General features: G+C 33.7%; 14 protein-coding genes. 5 read left to right on the plus strand and 9 right to left on the minus strand.

What is annotated here, in order from left to right:
* Positions 1-43: 43 nt before the first annotated feature.
* The 3 genes from E0H99_RS10530 to E0H99_RS10540 form a co-directional block, all read right to left on the minus strand.
* Complete coding sequence (locus tag E0H99_RS10530; protein WP_131994967.1) at positions 44-814, minus strand: dienelactone hydrolase family protein; 771 nt, start codon at positions 812-814, stop codon at positions 44-46.
* Positions 815-930: 116 nt separating this feature from the next.
* On the minus strand, positions 931-3132 hold the full coding sequence (locus E0H99_RS10535; RefSeq protein ID WP_240723477.1) for a penicillin acylase family protein: 2202 nt from the start codon (positions 3130-3132) through the stop codon (positions 931-933).
* A 17-nt stretch (positions 3133-3149) separates the two neighbouring features.
* Positions 3150-3602 (minus strand): Lrp/AsnC family transcriptional regulator, encoded by a 453-nt coding sequence (locus E0H99_RS10540; protein WP_131994970.1) that lies wholly within the window; start codon positions 3600-3602, stop codon positions 3150-3152.
* Between the two features lie 230 nt (positions 3603-3832).
* Here E0H99_RS10540 and rocD point away from each other — a divergent pair, with 230 nt between their 5' ends.
* Together rocD and E0H99_RS10550 are read left to right on the plus strand one after the other, a co-directional pair.
* Positions 3833-5083, plus strand: a complete 1251-nt coding sequence (gene rocD / locus E0H99_RS10545) for an ornithine--oxo-acid transaminase (RefSeq protein ID WP_131994972.1) — start codon at positions 3833-3835, stop codon at positions 5081-5083.
* A gap of 10 nt (positions 5084-5093) precedes the next feature.
* Positions 5094-6056, plus strand: coding sequence for an arginase (locus E0H99_RS10550; protein ID WP_131994975.1), 963 nt, complete (start codon positions 5094-5096; stop codon positions 6054-6056).
* Between the two features lie 172 nt (positions 6057-6228).
* Here the strand turns inward: E0H99_RS10550 and E0H99_RS10555 are convergent, their stop codons facing one another.
* Both E0H99_RS10555 and E0H99_RS10560 read right to left on the minus strand, forming a co-directional pair.
* Complete coding sequence (locus E0H99_RS10555; protein WP_131994978.1) at positions 6229-7032, minus strand: ferritin-like domain-containing protein; 804 nt, start codon at positions 7030-7032, stop codon at positions 6229-6231.
* A 29-nt stretch (positions 7033-7061) separates the two neighbouring features.
* Complete coding sequence (locus E0H99_RS10560) at positions 7062-7838, minus strand: ferritin-like domain-containing protein (protein WP_131994981.1); 777 nt, start codon at positions 7836-7838, stop codon at positions 7062-7064.
* 730 nt (positions 7839-8568) lie between these two features.
* Here E0H99_RS10560 and E0H99_RS10565 point away from each other — a divergent pair.
* On the plus strand, positions 8569-9864 hold the full coding sequence (locus E0H99_RS10565) for a TIGR00341 family protein (RefSeq protein ID WP_131994984.1): 1296 nt from the start codon (positions 8569-8571) through the stop codon (positions 9862-9864).
* 143 nt (positions 9865-10007) lie between these two features.
* Here E0H99_RS10565 and arsB read toward each other — a convergent pair whose 3' ends face one another.
* The 4 genes from arsB to E0H99_RS10585 are packed head-to-tail and all read right to left on the minus strand — an operon-like array spanning position 10008 to position 12534.
* Positions 10008-11060, minus strand: a complete 1053-nt coding sequence (gene arsB / locus E0H99_RS10570) for an ACR3 family arsenite efflux transporter (RefSeq protein WP_131994987.1) — start codon at positions 11058-11060, stop codon at positions 10008-10010.
* Positions 11060-11695 (minus strand): low molecular weight phosphatase family protein, encoded by a 636-nt coding sequence (locus tag E0H99_RS10575; RefSeq protein WP_205728687.1) that lies wholly within the window; start codon positions 11693-11695, stop codon positions 11060-11062. The genes arsB and E0H99_RS10575 overlap by 1 nt, the downstream gene beginning before the upstream one ends.
* A gap of 15 nt (positions 11696-11710) precedes the next feature.
* Positions 11711-12181, minus strand: a complete 471-nt coding sequence (locus tag E0H99_RS10580) for a DUF6428 family protein (protein ID WP_131994990.1) — start codon at positions 12179-12181, stop codon at positions 11711-11713.
* Positions 12182-12201: 20 nt separating this feature from the next.
* Positions 12202-12534 carry an ArsR/SmtB family transcription factor gene (locus tag E0H99_RS10585; RefSeq protein ID WP_131994992.1) on the minus strand — a complete coding sequence of 111 codons (333 nt, stop codon included), beginning with the start codon at positions 12532-12534 and terminating at the stop codon, positions 12202-12204.
* 520 nt (positions 12535-13054) lie between these two features.
* Between E0H99_RS10585 and E0H99_RS10595 the strand changes: the two genes are divergently transcribed.
* Complete coding sequence (locus E0H99_RS10595) at positions 13055-13420, plus strand: hypothetical protein (RefSeq protein WP_131994995.1); 366 nt, start codon at positions 13055-13057, stop codon at positions 13418-13420.
* A gap of 43 nt (positions 13421-13463) precedes the next feature.
* Positions 13464-14045: a DNA polymerase ligase N-terminal domain-containing protein gene (locus E0H99_RS10600; protein ID WP_131994998.1), complete on the plus strand. Its 582-nt coding sequence runs from the start codon at positions 13464-13466 to the stop codon at positions 14043-14045.
* Positions 14046-14112: the final 67 nt, after the last annotated feature.

The raw sequence follows: 14112 nt of genomic DNA on the forward strand, positions 1-14112 counted from the left end.
AAAACCGAACTTATACTGTTTTTGAAAAATTATATTTAATAAATTATTTCAAAACTTCTTTTAAGAAAGAATTCATGCGTTCCCAAGAGCGTTTAGCTGCTTTTTCGTTGTAAGCTGCTCCTTTAGAATTATCGTTTCCTGCTTCAGGATCTGTAAAAGCATGAACTGAATTAGCGTAATAAATCATTTCCCAATCTGCTTTTGTATCTCTCATTTCTTGTTGAAAAGCGGCTACTTCTGCACCTGGAACATAAGTGTCATCAGCGCCGTGAAGCACTAAAATTTTTGCAGCGATAGGATTGTTTACTCTTGAAGCATTACGTCCTAAACCACCGTGAAAAGAAACTGCTCCTTGAATTTTCATTCCTGCTCTTGCTGCTTCGAGAACACCAGTTCCGCCAAAACAGTAGCCTATTACAACAATATTATCTGGATTTGCACCTGCTTTTACTAATTGATCCAAAGCGAGTTGAATGCGTCTTTGATAATCTGCTACATTGTTTTTGTAAAAACCGGCTTGCTTTCCAGCTTCTTGAGTGTTTGTTGGGTAGTTTCCTTCGCCATAAATATCAGCTACAAATGCATAATATCCCAAGCTTGATAATTTCTCAGCTGATTGTTTTGCGTGTATATCGATTCCTTTCCAAGCTGGAAGTATAAGAATTCCAGGTTTAGTTTTGCTGCCTTTTTTTGGAACAATGGATAAGCCATTTAATTTTTGAACACCATCAGTGTATTTAACGGATTTCATTTGCGCAAATGAGCCATTGGAAAACAATAGAAATCCTAAAAGGAAAAAGAAAATATTTTTCATATTTGTTTTGTTTGTGTTACACAAATATCTTAAATAATTTGCCATAAAAAGGGGGTACTATAATTTTTTTCTTTTATAACGGAACACTTAATTTTGATTGTTAAGGCATAAAATAACTATTCACCGGGATGATAGGTCTTTTCGGCATTTTTTTGAACATCATCTTTATAGAATAATACATCTTTGAATTGTCCTTTTCTATACATTTCAGCTTGATCGTAAAAATGTTTTGATGTTGGATCTCCGCTGTTTCCGCCTGCCAGTAATGATTTTGCTTTTATTTTTGTTCCAAATTCTACCGCGCACACAAAACTGTTTCCGTTAGTTCCGTAGCGCTTTTTGGTGTCTTTTTGATAATTACTTTTAAAAGCCGGTAAACTACCCCAAAGCGCCGGCCCATAACTAATAGGTAAACTTTCCAAGGCATCATTGTATATCATAGTAATGTCACCGGAAGTTCTCTGGAAACGGTTGATTTCTCCCCAAGGAATTTGCCAGGTTCCAAATTTGCTTTTCAATTCGTTTATCACCATTTGTAGTTGAGGCACCAATTGGTCTGGTGTAGCGATTTTTGCAAAATTTAGGGTGTTTTCAACTTGATCCATATCGCCTTCATCGATGTACACTTTTTGAATAATTGGGTCTAATTTATACCCCCATTCTACAGCTAGTGTTGTGGCCACAGAATTTTCTTGTGCATAATAATCCCAATTTTTCAATAAGGTTATTGGTCCCAATAATTCGGAATAAAGGACATTATCTTTACTGATGTTTTTTTCGAAACTGGCAACCAAGGATGGAATTAAAAATTCAAAGGCTGTCAGTTTTGTGTCATAACCATCGGCAATTACTTTGTCTAACGTATAGGTATTGCCTTTGCTTAATAATCGAATAGCATTTAGGCCTCTGAAACTTTCTCCATCGGGAGCCATGTAAGGCAAGTAGTTTTCCTCTTTTGGACTATTATCACCAGCTACTGTATAAGGTGTAGAATTACAATTTTGCAGCCAGCCGTTTGTGGGATTGTAGGAATGAACCGTTTCCGAAACTTCATGTAATCCTTTCCACTGCGTTACCGACGTTGTGCCGTCCATCACTTTTGACCAATTCAGTTTTTTGTCTCGAATGGGAATAAAGTTTCCATGCCAGTATGCGATGTTCCCTTCTTTATCGGCATAAACGGTATTGTTTGAGGTATTGGCTTTTAAATCCATTGCCTTTTTATAATCCTCAAATCCTTTTGATTTTGTTCTTACCCAACTTTGTTCCAGACTTTTCATCGAACGATTATTCGATTTTAAGCTAATCCATTTTCCGTCTCTTTTGGCCATAATTGGTCCGTGGTTGGTGTAATAGGTATTGAATGTTTTAGGAATTAGTTTTCCGTTTTCTAGGTACTTGATGGTTATTTTTTTTTCGATAACGGGAACTAATTTATTGTCGTATTCATAAAATAGTTTGTTGTTTTTGGTCACGATTTTCTCAGCATAGATATCTGCGACATCAACATTTGACGAGGTATGCATCCAACCACAGTTTTCGTTAAACCCTTGGTAAATAAAAAATTGACCCCAAGTTACCGCTCCATATGCACTCAATCCTTCTTCACTGCTCATTTGTATTTCAGGTCGGAAATAAAACGTAGTGTGCGGGTTGATGTACAAAATAGCATTTCCCGAAGCAGTTTTTGAAGGTGCAATTGCAAATCCGTTAGAGCCTGTTTGCACGTCTTTTTCTCGTTCAATGTACGCCACTTTATCTGTGTTTCCGGAATAAAAAGCTTTCAATTCTCCTGTAGAAAGTCCAGCGGTGCTTATGGCGCCAATACTGCCGTCTGTCCAAAGTAATGGATACCAAGGTTCAAAATGAGTCAATAAAGCGGGTTTGACCTCGGGGTGATTGTGCAGGTAAAAGTTGATTCCGTCGGCATAACTGTTTAATAATTTTTTCAACCAAGGCGCTGCTTTTTTATAATCAGCTTTCGCTTCATTGGTATCAATCAAAAGTTTAATTTCTAAATCATTATACAAAACAGATTGTCCTTTGATTTCGGAAAGTCTTCCCAATTTTTCGATATAATTCATTTCTATCCGTTTGAAATCGTCTTCACATTGCGCATATAGCATTCCAAAAACGGCATCAGCATCGGTTTTACCATATACGTGTGCAATCCCCCAATTGTCTCTGATGATGGTCACTTGTTGCGCCAGTTTTTTAAGCCTATCTATTGCTGCAGCTGTCGTGTTTTGTGAGAACATTGGAAAACTAAAGCAAAAAATTAAAACTGCCAGTGGTAAATGGTTCTTGAAGTGTTTCATTTTTATGGAATATTATGTTAGAGACTTACATTTCGTTTAAAAGCACAACCGAGTTCAATTATAGAATCGGTTTTGGCAATTCCAGGAATATTGTCTATTTTTTCATAAAGAACTTTTCGCATGTGTTCATGATCTTTGGCAATGATTTTTATATAAAGGGTAAAAGATCCGGTGATGTAATAGCATTCCGTTATTTCCGGAATATTTTTCAATTCTTCAATAATTCGGTCAGAATCTTGATCTTTATTTAAGGTAATTCCAGTAAAAGATCCCCAATCATAACCTATTTTCTTTTCATTAATCACGGGTTTTATTCCGGTAAGTATTCCTTGTTCCGTTAATCTATTGATGCGCTGATGCACCATCGTGTTTGATATTTTCAGATTGGCTGCGATGGCAGAATAAGCCATTCTTCCGTCTTTCTCTAATTCCTTGATAATATTGATATCAAATTCGTCTAATATATCCATATTGTTTTAATTATAAATGATGCTTTTGTGTTCGTATAAAAGTACTTATTTTTATTTATTTCGAAATACAGCTGTAAATCGAATTAATTATTTAAAAATGACTTATTTTTAATCAAAATTAAAGTAATATTTTTAAATAATATCTTTTTAAAAGTCAAAATATTTATTTTTATTGGTAAATTAAAAAAAAATAGTAATTTTGTGCTTTATTATATTAAAATAGAAACACCATGACACATACAGAACAAAACCTTTCTTCAAAATCTGAAGCGCTGATAGCAAAAGAGAATCAATATGGAGCTCACAATTACCATCCTTTACCTGTAGTTTTAGAAAGAGGCGAAGGTGTTTATGTTTGGGATGTAGACGGAAAAAAATATTATGATTTTTTATCGGCATATTCTGCCGTAAATCAGGGACATTGTCACCCAAAAATTGTTGGCGCCATGGTAAAACAAGCGCAAACATTGACGTTGACTTCACGTGCTTTTCATAATGATCAACTGGGACCGTATGAAGAATATGTAACCAAGTATTTTGGTTTCGATAAAGTGTTACCCATGAATACAGGTGCTGAAGCGGTGGAAACAGCTTTGAAATTATGTCGAAAATGGGCTTATGAGATAAAAGGAATTCCTGAAAATGAAGCACAAATCATCGTTTGTGAAAACAATTTTCATGGAAGAACAACAACTATTATTTCATTTTCGAATGATGAAAGTGCCCGTAAAAACTTTGGACCTTTTACAGCCGGATTTATCAAAATTCCATATGATGATGTTGAAGCATTAGAAAACGTATTAAAAACGAACAAAAATATTGCAGGATTTTTAGTGGAACCAATTCAGGGAGAAGCGGGGGTTTATGTTCCTGCCGAAGGATATTTAGCAAAAACTAAAGCGCTTTGTGAAGCACATAATGTTTTATTTATTGCTGATGAAGTGCAAACAGGAATTGCACGTACAGGAAAATTATTAGCCGTGAATCATGAAAATGTACAACCGGATATTTTAATTTTAGGAAAAGCGATTTCGGGAGGTGTTTATCCGGTTTCGGCTGTTTTGACTAATGATCACATTATGAATGTCATTAAGCCAGGGCAACACGGTTCTACTTTTGGAGGAAATCCTATTGCTGCTGCTGTCGCTATTGCTGCGCTTGAAGTTGTAAAAGAGGAAGATTTGGCACAAAATGCCGCTTACTTAGGGGAAGTTTTAAGAACCGGACTTAACGAGATTGCTTCTAGAAATTCATTAATCACATTGGTTAGAGGTAAAGGATTATTGAATGCGATTGTGATTAATTGTGATGAAGAATCTGATTTGGCTTGGAATATTTGTATGAAATTCAGCGAATATGGATTGTTGGCAAAACCAACACATGGTAATAAAATCCGTTTAGCTCCACCATTAGTAATTACAGAATCTCAAATTCAGGAATGTTTGGATATTATCGAAAGAGCATTAAACGATTTCAGATAATTTAAGTACAATGGGAAAAGCAATAAAATTAATAAAGAACAGATCCGATATTGGAGCTGGGACACGAGGCTCTGATTTGGGAATTGATGCTATCGAAATTGCTGCAATTAATAAGAGCAGTGATTATTTTAATCAATTTGAATTTGAAGATGTAAAAACGCACAACGAATCCATATACGATAAAAACCGAAGTTCTTCTGCTAAAAGAATTGAGCATGTTGTGGAGCAATGCACCAGAGTTTGTAATGCGGTAAAGAAAAACTTAACGGATAATTTTTTTCCAATTGTATTGTCAGGAGATCATTCTTCGGCATTAGGAACAATAAGTGGTATAAAAGCGGCTTATCCAGAACAAAATGTAGGAGTAATTTGGATTGATGCCCATGCTGATTTGCATTCGCCTTACACTTCGCCATCGGGAAATATTCATGGAATGCCTTTGTCAGCGGCTCTTGCTGATGATAATTTGAGTTGCCAGAATAATGAAGTGGCTCCGGAAACCCAACAACATTGGGAGGAGATGAAAAATATAGGATATAAAGGGCCAAAAGTTTTAGCTGAAAATCTGATTTATTTTGGTGTCCGCGATACGGAAGCAGCAGAGGACAAGCAAATTGAAAAGTTGCAGATCAAAAACTATAAAGTTGATGAGGTACGTTTCAGAGGATTGCAAACGTGTGTCGCCGAAGCTTTATCAAAATTAACGCATTGTGAAGTTTTGTATATCTCTTTTGATGTGGATTCCATGGATTGCGATATGATTTCTTATGGGACAGGTACTCCGGTTCCCAAAGGATTTGATCAGTACGAAATAATTGCAATTATCAATCAAATTATTCAAACCAAAAAGGTTGTTTGTATTGAATTTGTGGAGGTGAATCCATTATTGGACACCAAAGGAAACAAGATGGCTGAAACTGCTTTTGAGGTTTTGGAAGCCATTACTTCAACACTTCTTCTTCCTATTGAATAAATTTATCTGAGTATTAAGTTTGCAAAGAAGCCCAAAATCTACAATTAGATTTTGGGCTTCTTATTTGAATGGATAAAATTTAAAGTAATATCAGTTCCAAAAAATTATACTATGATCTTTTCAATACAGAAATATTAGGCTATCAATTAGTATTTTTAGGAGGTTCAAATATTTACACAATAAATAATCCCGCAATAGCAACTGCTTGATCCGTAGTCAGGGGTTCATCATAGGATTCTGATCCTGCTTCTGCACCAAATAATGATGATGTGTCATAACCTGCTTGAATGATATTTTCCTCACCATTGTAGACTGCTTGCGTTGCCTCAGGCATTCCTGCACCTCTTTGATTTAATGTAATCCATCCTCTTAAACCACGTAATCTTCTTACTTCGGAGGCGTGGCGTGCTTCAACAGAATGAATCTGTAATGCGGCGGTCAACAAATCTGGGGCAGATATTAAATTACCGGCCTGACCCTTATAAGCTCTAACACCTGTATCTTCAAAAGCCTGAGCTAAAGCTAAAAATGTAGGATAATGATTAAACGGGTCAAAAGCGCCACCAACAGTAAAGTCAAATGTTGGTTTCTCAACAAAATTTGGACTTCCCACGCCTCCTAAACCATTAATTAAAAAGGTAACGTGATCGGTTTCATGGTCTGAGATCTGCATAAAAACTTTTTCATCTCTTCCTCCGGTAGGAATTACGCCAGATTCTAATCCCATGATATAATATTCTTTTTCAAGATATTCCAATGTCAGTGCTAGCTGTAATGCTCCTATAGGGTTGCTTGGTGTAGGTTTTATTTTTCCAGCATAAGCTACATTTGTTAGTGATGAAAGCCCAAATGGAATTGAGGCAAGGGCTAAATTTTTTCCCAGTTGACTTATTTTCCCAAAACTATCTCTTCTTGATCCTTTACTTTGCATTAATTCTTCATTAGTAAAAGACTCTATAAATTTTAATATGTTCATAATTTCTAATTTTTTTTAAATGTTATGTATTACGGTAAGTATAAAGCGGTAAAAGTTGTTGTGATAAACCCACTTGCAATTGCAATCACTTCTGATGGATTTTTCTTTACATCAAGTCCTGTTGTAGTATCAACAACATCATCTCCTGCAAAATCTTTAGAATTTGGATTTATTAAACTCCTAATCGCAGATGCATGTCTTGCTTCAACCGAAACTATTTTACCTGCTAGAAGTAAATAATCGGGATTGCTAATTAATCTTCCAGCACCATTGTAAGCTGCTACACCTGTATCTTCTAATGCTTTGGCAGTAGCTAATACCTGTGAACGACTACTGAAATTTAAACTTCCATAATCAAATTCTAAATTAGGGAGTAATTGTTTTTTTGGATTAGGAAGAGCTCCAGTCAAGGCTGTTTTAAAGAATTCGCGGTGAATTACTTCATGATGGTATAAATCCACCAATACCTGTTGATCCTCAGCGGTAAAATTGCTTGTGAATCCACTTGCATTTACAACTTTAGTATAAAAATCTGCTTCTAATTGTTCCAGAGCATACGCATAAGTCAATACACCTAAGTCTCCTGCACCTAAATCAAACACACCATCTTTGGTTCCTGGAAAATGACCTTGTCCATATTTAGCTGTAAGGTTGTTACTATTTGGACTAAGAATTAAATCGTCGTCATTGTTACAACTAGATAATAATAAACCGCTGCCCAAAACGGTAAGTCCGCTAATTTTAAGGAATTCCCTCCTGTTTTTGATAGAAGAATTTACTTCTTTAATCTGTACTACATTTTTCATAATTTAAACATTTAAAAAGTTATTAATTGTGTTAATAGATGATTTAGTAGGTGTATTATATTTGAGAATATTTTCTGATAGGGGTATTTTATACAGGTTTTATTTAATAGTTATAATGTAATTTCGATAAACATAATTATTAATCGGGGTAAGTATACTAATTCAGTCGTTTAGGTAGGCTGACTTTTTTAAAACTGCTATTTTTTTTGAGGGATATAAAAATAATAAAAAAAACTAATAAAATAAAATTAAGTAACTAAAAATCAAAAACTTACTGTTATTTTAAAGAAAAAACTCACCTATTGATTAATCCTTTTTTATGCTTTTATTTTTGGATTAAAATATACTTAAGTAATGCTGTTTTCAATAGAAATTGTCTTCGATAATGATATTATTGTATATCAAAGTTTGAGATGGTGAAGGTGCCTGTTTATTTTTACGTGAAATTGATGGAATAGATTATTAGTGTTTTGTGTTAACATAAAAAAAACCAAAATCTAAATTGATTTTGGGTTTTTTATCTTTTATAAGAATTATGCGGAATCAATTGTGATGTGGTAGTAAGTGATTTTGATTTAAAATGTAAATTGTTATTATGTAATTGATTTTTGAGACTAATAAAATCCTAAATTATTTCTAAATGGGCTATCTTGCTAAGTATTATTGATGGCAGTTACAATTTTGCCTCTGATTTTTAAAGTAATGTTGAAATAAGAAATAAAAAAAAGTAATGAATAAAGTAGTTAATTTTATTGATCTACATAGCGGAGAAGAAGACAAGAAAAAAGTATTAGATAATGTAAAGTCAAACATTTCTTTCCGAGGTTCCAATTTATGGATTTTAGCTTGTGCAATTGTAGTGGCTTCGGTTGGCTTGAATGTAAATTCAACTGCCGTAATCATTGGAGCGATGCTTATTTCGCCTTTAATGGGGCCAATTATTGGAGCTGGCTTTGGTTTAGGGATTTATGATTTTAATTTACTCAAAAGATCACTTAAGAATCTTCTTATTGCCACTGTTGTAAGTTTGGTGGTTTCTACGATTTACTTTTTTTTAAGTCCTTTTAAAGATACACAATCAGAACTTTTAGCAAGAACATCACCTAATATTTATGATATTTTCATCGCATTTTTTGGAGGACTTGTTGGAGTAATAGCCATGACTAGGGTAGAAAAAGGGAATCCTATTCCAGGAGTTGCCATCGCAACGGCGTTGATGCCTCCTTTGTGTACGGCGGGTTATGGCTTAGCTTTGGGCAATTTTAAATTCTTTTTCGGCGCTATGTATTTGTATACTATTAATTGTGTTTTTATTTGTATTGCAACCTTTATAATTGTAAAATATTTAGAATACCCAATTGTTAAACAAACGAATTTAAAGGCTGAAAAGAGAGTTAAGTATATGATTTCTTTTTTGACTTTAGCTTTGATAGTACCGAGTATCTTTTTTGCGTATCAGCTTTTCCAAGAAAAAAAATATAAACAAAAAGTAGAACTCTTTTTAAAAGTAGAGTTTATTGATAAGGGATTTACGGTTCTGTATAAAAAAACGCAGTTTACTTCAAACCCAAAAAAAATAGATATTGCTTTTTTAAGAAAGAGACTTGATAAGAATGAAATAAAAGAACTTAACGGAAAATTGAAAACGTATGAATTGAACAATACGGTATTAAATATTATTCAAGATACGACCGACTTAAAGCAGGATATTCTGAATGAAATTACTTTTAACAATAAAACCATGAGTCAGAAAGATTTGATTATTGCCAAGCTGCAAAGTCAAATTACTTCTTTAAAATTCGATAATAATGCTATTTTGAATGAAACAAAAATACTGTTTCCTGAAATTGATAATATTGCCATTGCAAATCATATATTTAATGAAAACCAGTCAACCAAAAAAGTGATTACTGTAGTGCTATATGAAAGTAAAAATGAGCTGAATACTGCTGAAAAACAAAAACTGAGAGCATGGCTAAAGAACAAATTCAAGACTGATGTTGTAGAAATTTATAAAAGACAATAATGTTTTTAGTCTAATTAAAATACATCAACACTGATTCACAGACTTTAATACTCTGCAAGTCAGTGTTGATTTTGTCAGTCCTTTAGGCTTTAAGTCTACAGGGCAAATTTATGGGTTTCAATCTATAGAGGTTTAGTTTCTGTTCATAATCCAGATTTAGTATAATATTTTTTCTTCAACCAAAAAGCGACGTTTACCAAGATTATCAAAGCCGGGACTTCTACTAATGGTCCAATAACACCTGCAAATGCTTGTCCGCTATTGATGCCAAAAACGCCAATGGAAACAGCAATTGCCAATTCGAAATTATTTCCAGATGCAGTGAATGATAGTGCAACGGTATCTCTATAATTGGCACCGATCTTTTTTGAAACAAAAAACATCAGGAAAAACATAATGGTGAAGAAAATGACAAGAGGAATAGCAATTCTAATCACATCCAGTGGCAAATCAACAATCATTTCACCTTTTAAACTGAACATGACTACAATTGTAAATAGTAAAGCAACTAAAGTAATGGGAGAAACAAAAGGAATAAATTTTTGATTGAACCATTTGTCACCAATGAATTTCTTTATTACATAACGGCTAATTACTGCTAATGCAAATGGAATTCCTAAATAAATCCCAACTGTTGTAGCAATTTCAGCAATGGTAATATTTAATTCCAATCCTTTTATTCCAAATAAAGGCAACATTATTTCCAAGTAAAAATACGCATACAAACTAAAAAAGAACACTTGGAGCAAACTATTAATCCCGATTAAGCCAGCTGTTAATTCCCTATTTCCCTCGGCTAATTCGTTCCAGACAATCACCATTGCAATGCAAGGCGCAATCCCAATTATAATTAAACCCATCATGTATTCCGGATAATCTTTCAAAAAGAATGTTGCCAATGAAAACATTAAAAACGGACCAACAATCCATGTGATTAAAAAAGAGGCGGTCAGTAGTTTTGGCTTTTCAAACATTAAAGGAATTTTTGAAAAATCAATTTTAGTCAATGGCGGATACATCATCAATATTAATCCGATTGCCAGAGGAACATTGGTCGTTCCGCTTGAAAAGGAATTGATAAAACTACTGCTGGACGGTATAAAATAGCCAATAGAAACGCCAATTATCATTGCTAGAAATATCCAAAGTGTAAGGTAGCTATCGAGAAAGTTTAATCTTTTTTTATGTAATGCCATTAGTATGATTTGATTTGAGAGAATATATAAAACATTTCGGTTGCAATTTGCAAACTGCGTTCCTGATATTTTTCTGCTTGTTGTGGTGTATTGTCAAATGCTTTCGGGTCTTCAAATGTGATTGGAATACGCTTTTCAGCACCTGCAATAAATGGGCAACCTCCATCAGCTTGTGAGCAAGTCAATATTGCTGCAAATTCACTTTTAGGATTGAAATCGTCATCATAGGTTTTAGAAAAACCAATAATGGAATGCTCATTTTTAGCATATTTTATGACATAAATTGGATTGTTTCCTGCTGCAATGGTTTTGATTTTAAACCCCGACTGCTCTAATGTTTTTGCAACCATAGGGAACAAAGCGGTTGCTTCGGTACCACCAGAATAGCAAAATACATTTTTTATATTGAAATGTGACGCTGCTGTTTGTGCCCAAACTTGTGATAAATGACTTCTTCTGGAATTATGCGTGCAAATAAAGTTTAGCCTAACTTCTTGATGGTTGGTAACTTTATTTTGAATAAAATCAATAAGTGGTTGCAAAGTTGTTTTACGTTCTGTAGCTATGCTTTCAAAATCAAAAGCACGGATTGCTTTTTCGATTGCTGGAAACAGGATGGTTTTGGTTAAGGTCATTTTATAGTATTAAAATTAGCAACAGTTTCCTCCAGGAGCACAGCTATTAGGCTGACCTGATATTTCGGATAATTTCACTTTTTGTTTTTCTGCTGGAATGCCACATTGATCTTGGGCTAAGCAAGCCGTTTGTTTGTTTAATAAAGTGAACGCTGTTCCGTTGAAACCAATGTCGTATTTACCAATAGTTTCAGCTTGATATTCTACTTCAATTTCATAATCTTCAATTCCCAATATTTTTTCTGAAAGAGCGATGATGTTCAAAAGTTTTTGTGGTTTTAAGCGGTGTTCAAAGTCATTGGCATCCCATAATTGGAAATTTACAACGGTTTCTTTTCGAACTTTTCCACCGCAATCAATAAAATTTTTGGTGATTAAACCCACTTCGGTTACGTGAAAATGTTCTGGAACATAAGTCCCGTTTGGCAATACAAAAGCAACGTTATCTAGTGTGTTCAACTGTTTTTTAATTTCTGATAATTTCATGATTCTTTTTTATTTGAAAATTAACAACATTGATTTTTTCTGTTTTCTAAATGAGTATTTACTTGTTGAAAAAAGCCTTTTATTTTATTGAAACCCTCTTCGTTGAGGCAATAACAAATGGAATTTCCTTCAAAATTGCCTTTTATAAGTCCGGCATTTTTTAATTCTTTCAAGTGCTGCGAAACGGTAGGTTGGGCTAGAGGCAATTCGTTTACAATATCGCCGCACACACAACTGTTTACTTTTATGAGATGTTGGATAATTGCAATACGGGCAGGATGACCAATGGCTTTCGCTAATATTGCCAATTCGTTTTGCTCGTCTGTGAAATGTTCTGTTTTAGTAATCCCCATCGCTATATTTTTATATAGCAATATTACGATATATATATGTGACAAACAAATTTTAATGTTTTTTTAGGAGAAAACTATATTGTAGGCAGTTTTAAAATTAATTTATGAAAATTAAAGCTCAAATAAATCTTTTGGAATGGCGTGAAAGCCCATTGATTTTACTTTGTTTTCAATAGCATTGATCAATACTATTTGGATGTTAGAACCGTGAATTCTAGTGGAAAGATTTCTATATTCAACAACATATATGGTATTCTATCTAACTCCAATATGCTGGATTTAATTTCTATCAAATCTGCTTCTTACATAGGATTTGTTCCAAAAATTCGACCATGATTCCCCAGTATTACATTGTCTTTTAATGAGTTATGTTTTTATTTTTTTAAATTAGTAATAGGGTTGGTGACTGGTTAAGTTATTTAAAGTTAGTCGTTTATGCGGAATAATTTATGGTATTTAAGTCAGTTTTATTTAAAAATGTTTAACTTAGTGTATTGAAAATCAATTAAATAAATGTAAAATGAATAATAGAGACGATAAATTGAATTTTGACAAAAGAAAACCGGGTAAGAAAGATAAAAATGCAATCCCGGATTCTCTTTTATATCCTCCAAGCGAAGATATATATAACCAATTCCATAAAGAAATGGAAATAGACCCAGAAGATCTTTCTAAAAAGAAGGCACCTGTTGAAATAAATAATATCCGGGAATTGAATGAAAAAAATTTCGAAGAGGATGTTTCTGGCGGGGATTTAGACATTCCTGGCTCAGAATTAGATGATGAAATGGAAAACTCGGGAAATGAAGATGAAGAAAATAACCATTATAGTATAGGTGGTGATAATCATAGTAATTTAGATGAGAATTCTGGAGATAAAATTTAATGAGTGGATTTGTCGTAAGTTTTAAATACTAATCTTATTGATCATGTCTTTGAGTGAATACAATCAAAAGCGTAATTTTAATTCCACAGCCGAGCCCGAAGGGAAAATTAAGCAATCAACTACCAAGTTGATTTTCGTAGTGCAAAAACATGCGGCTTCTCATTTGCATTATGATTTTCGATTGGAAATGGATGGTGCGCTAAAAAGTTGGGCGATACCCAAAGGACCGTCTATGAATCCGGCTGATAAAAGATTGGCAATTATGGTGGAAGACCATCCTTATAGTTATAAAGATTTTGAAGGCACTATTCCAGAGGGAAATTACGGCGCAGGGAATGTTATCGTTTGGGATAATGGAACGTATACTTTAACTGATGAAGATAAATTAGATAAAGTTGAAAATAAATTACAATCCGATTTACAAAAAGGACATCTTAGTTTTATTCTTAATGGAAAAAAACTGAAAGGCGAATTCGCATTGGTAAAACTAAAGACGAAACAGGAAAATACCTGGCTTTTGATAAAATCAAAAGATCAATATGCAAATGATGAAGATGTTTTGCAGCAAGACAAATCTATACTTTCTAATATGACATTAGAGAGTATGGAAAAGAAGGACGGTTAATAAATATCATTTGTGCGTTCCTCCTTATATAAAGCGAGGCAATTATCTTAGCGGGTAGTTGCCTCTT

The organism is Flavobacterium sp. GT3P67, assembly GCF_004349155.1.
Lineage (GTDB): Bacteria > Bacteroidota > Bacteroidia > Flavobacteriales > Flavobacteriaceae > Flavobacterium > Flavobacterium ranwuense.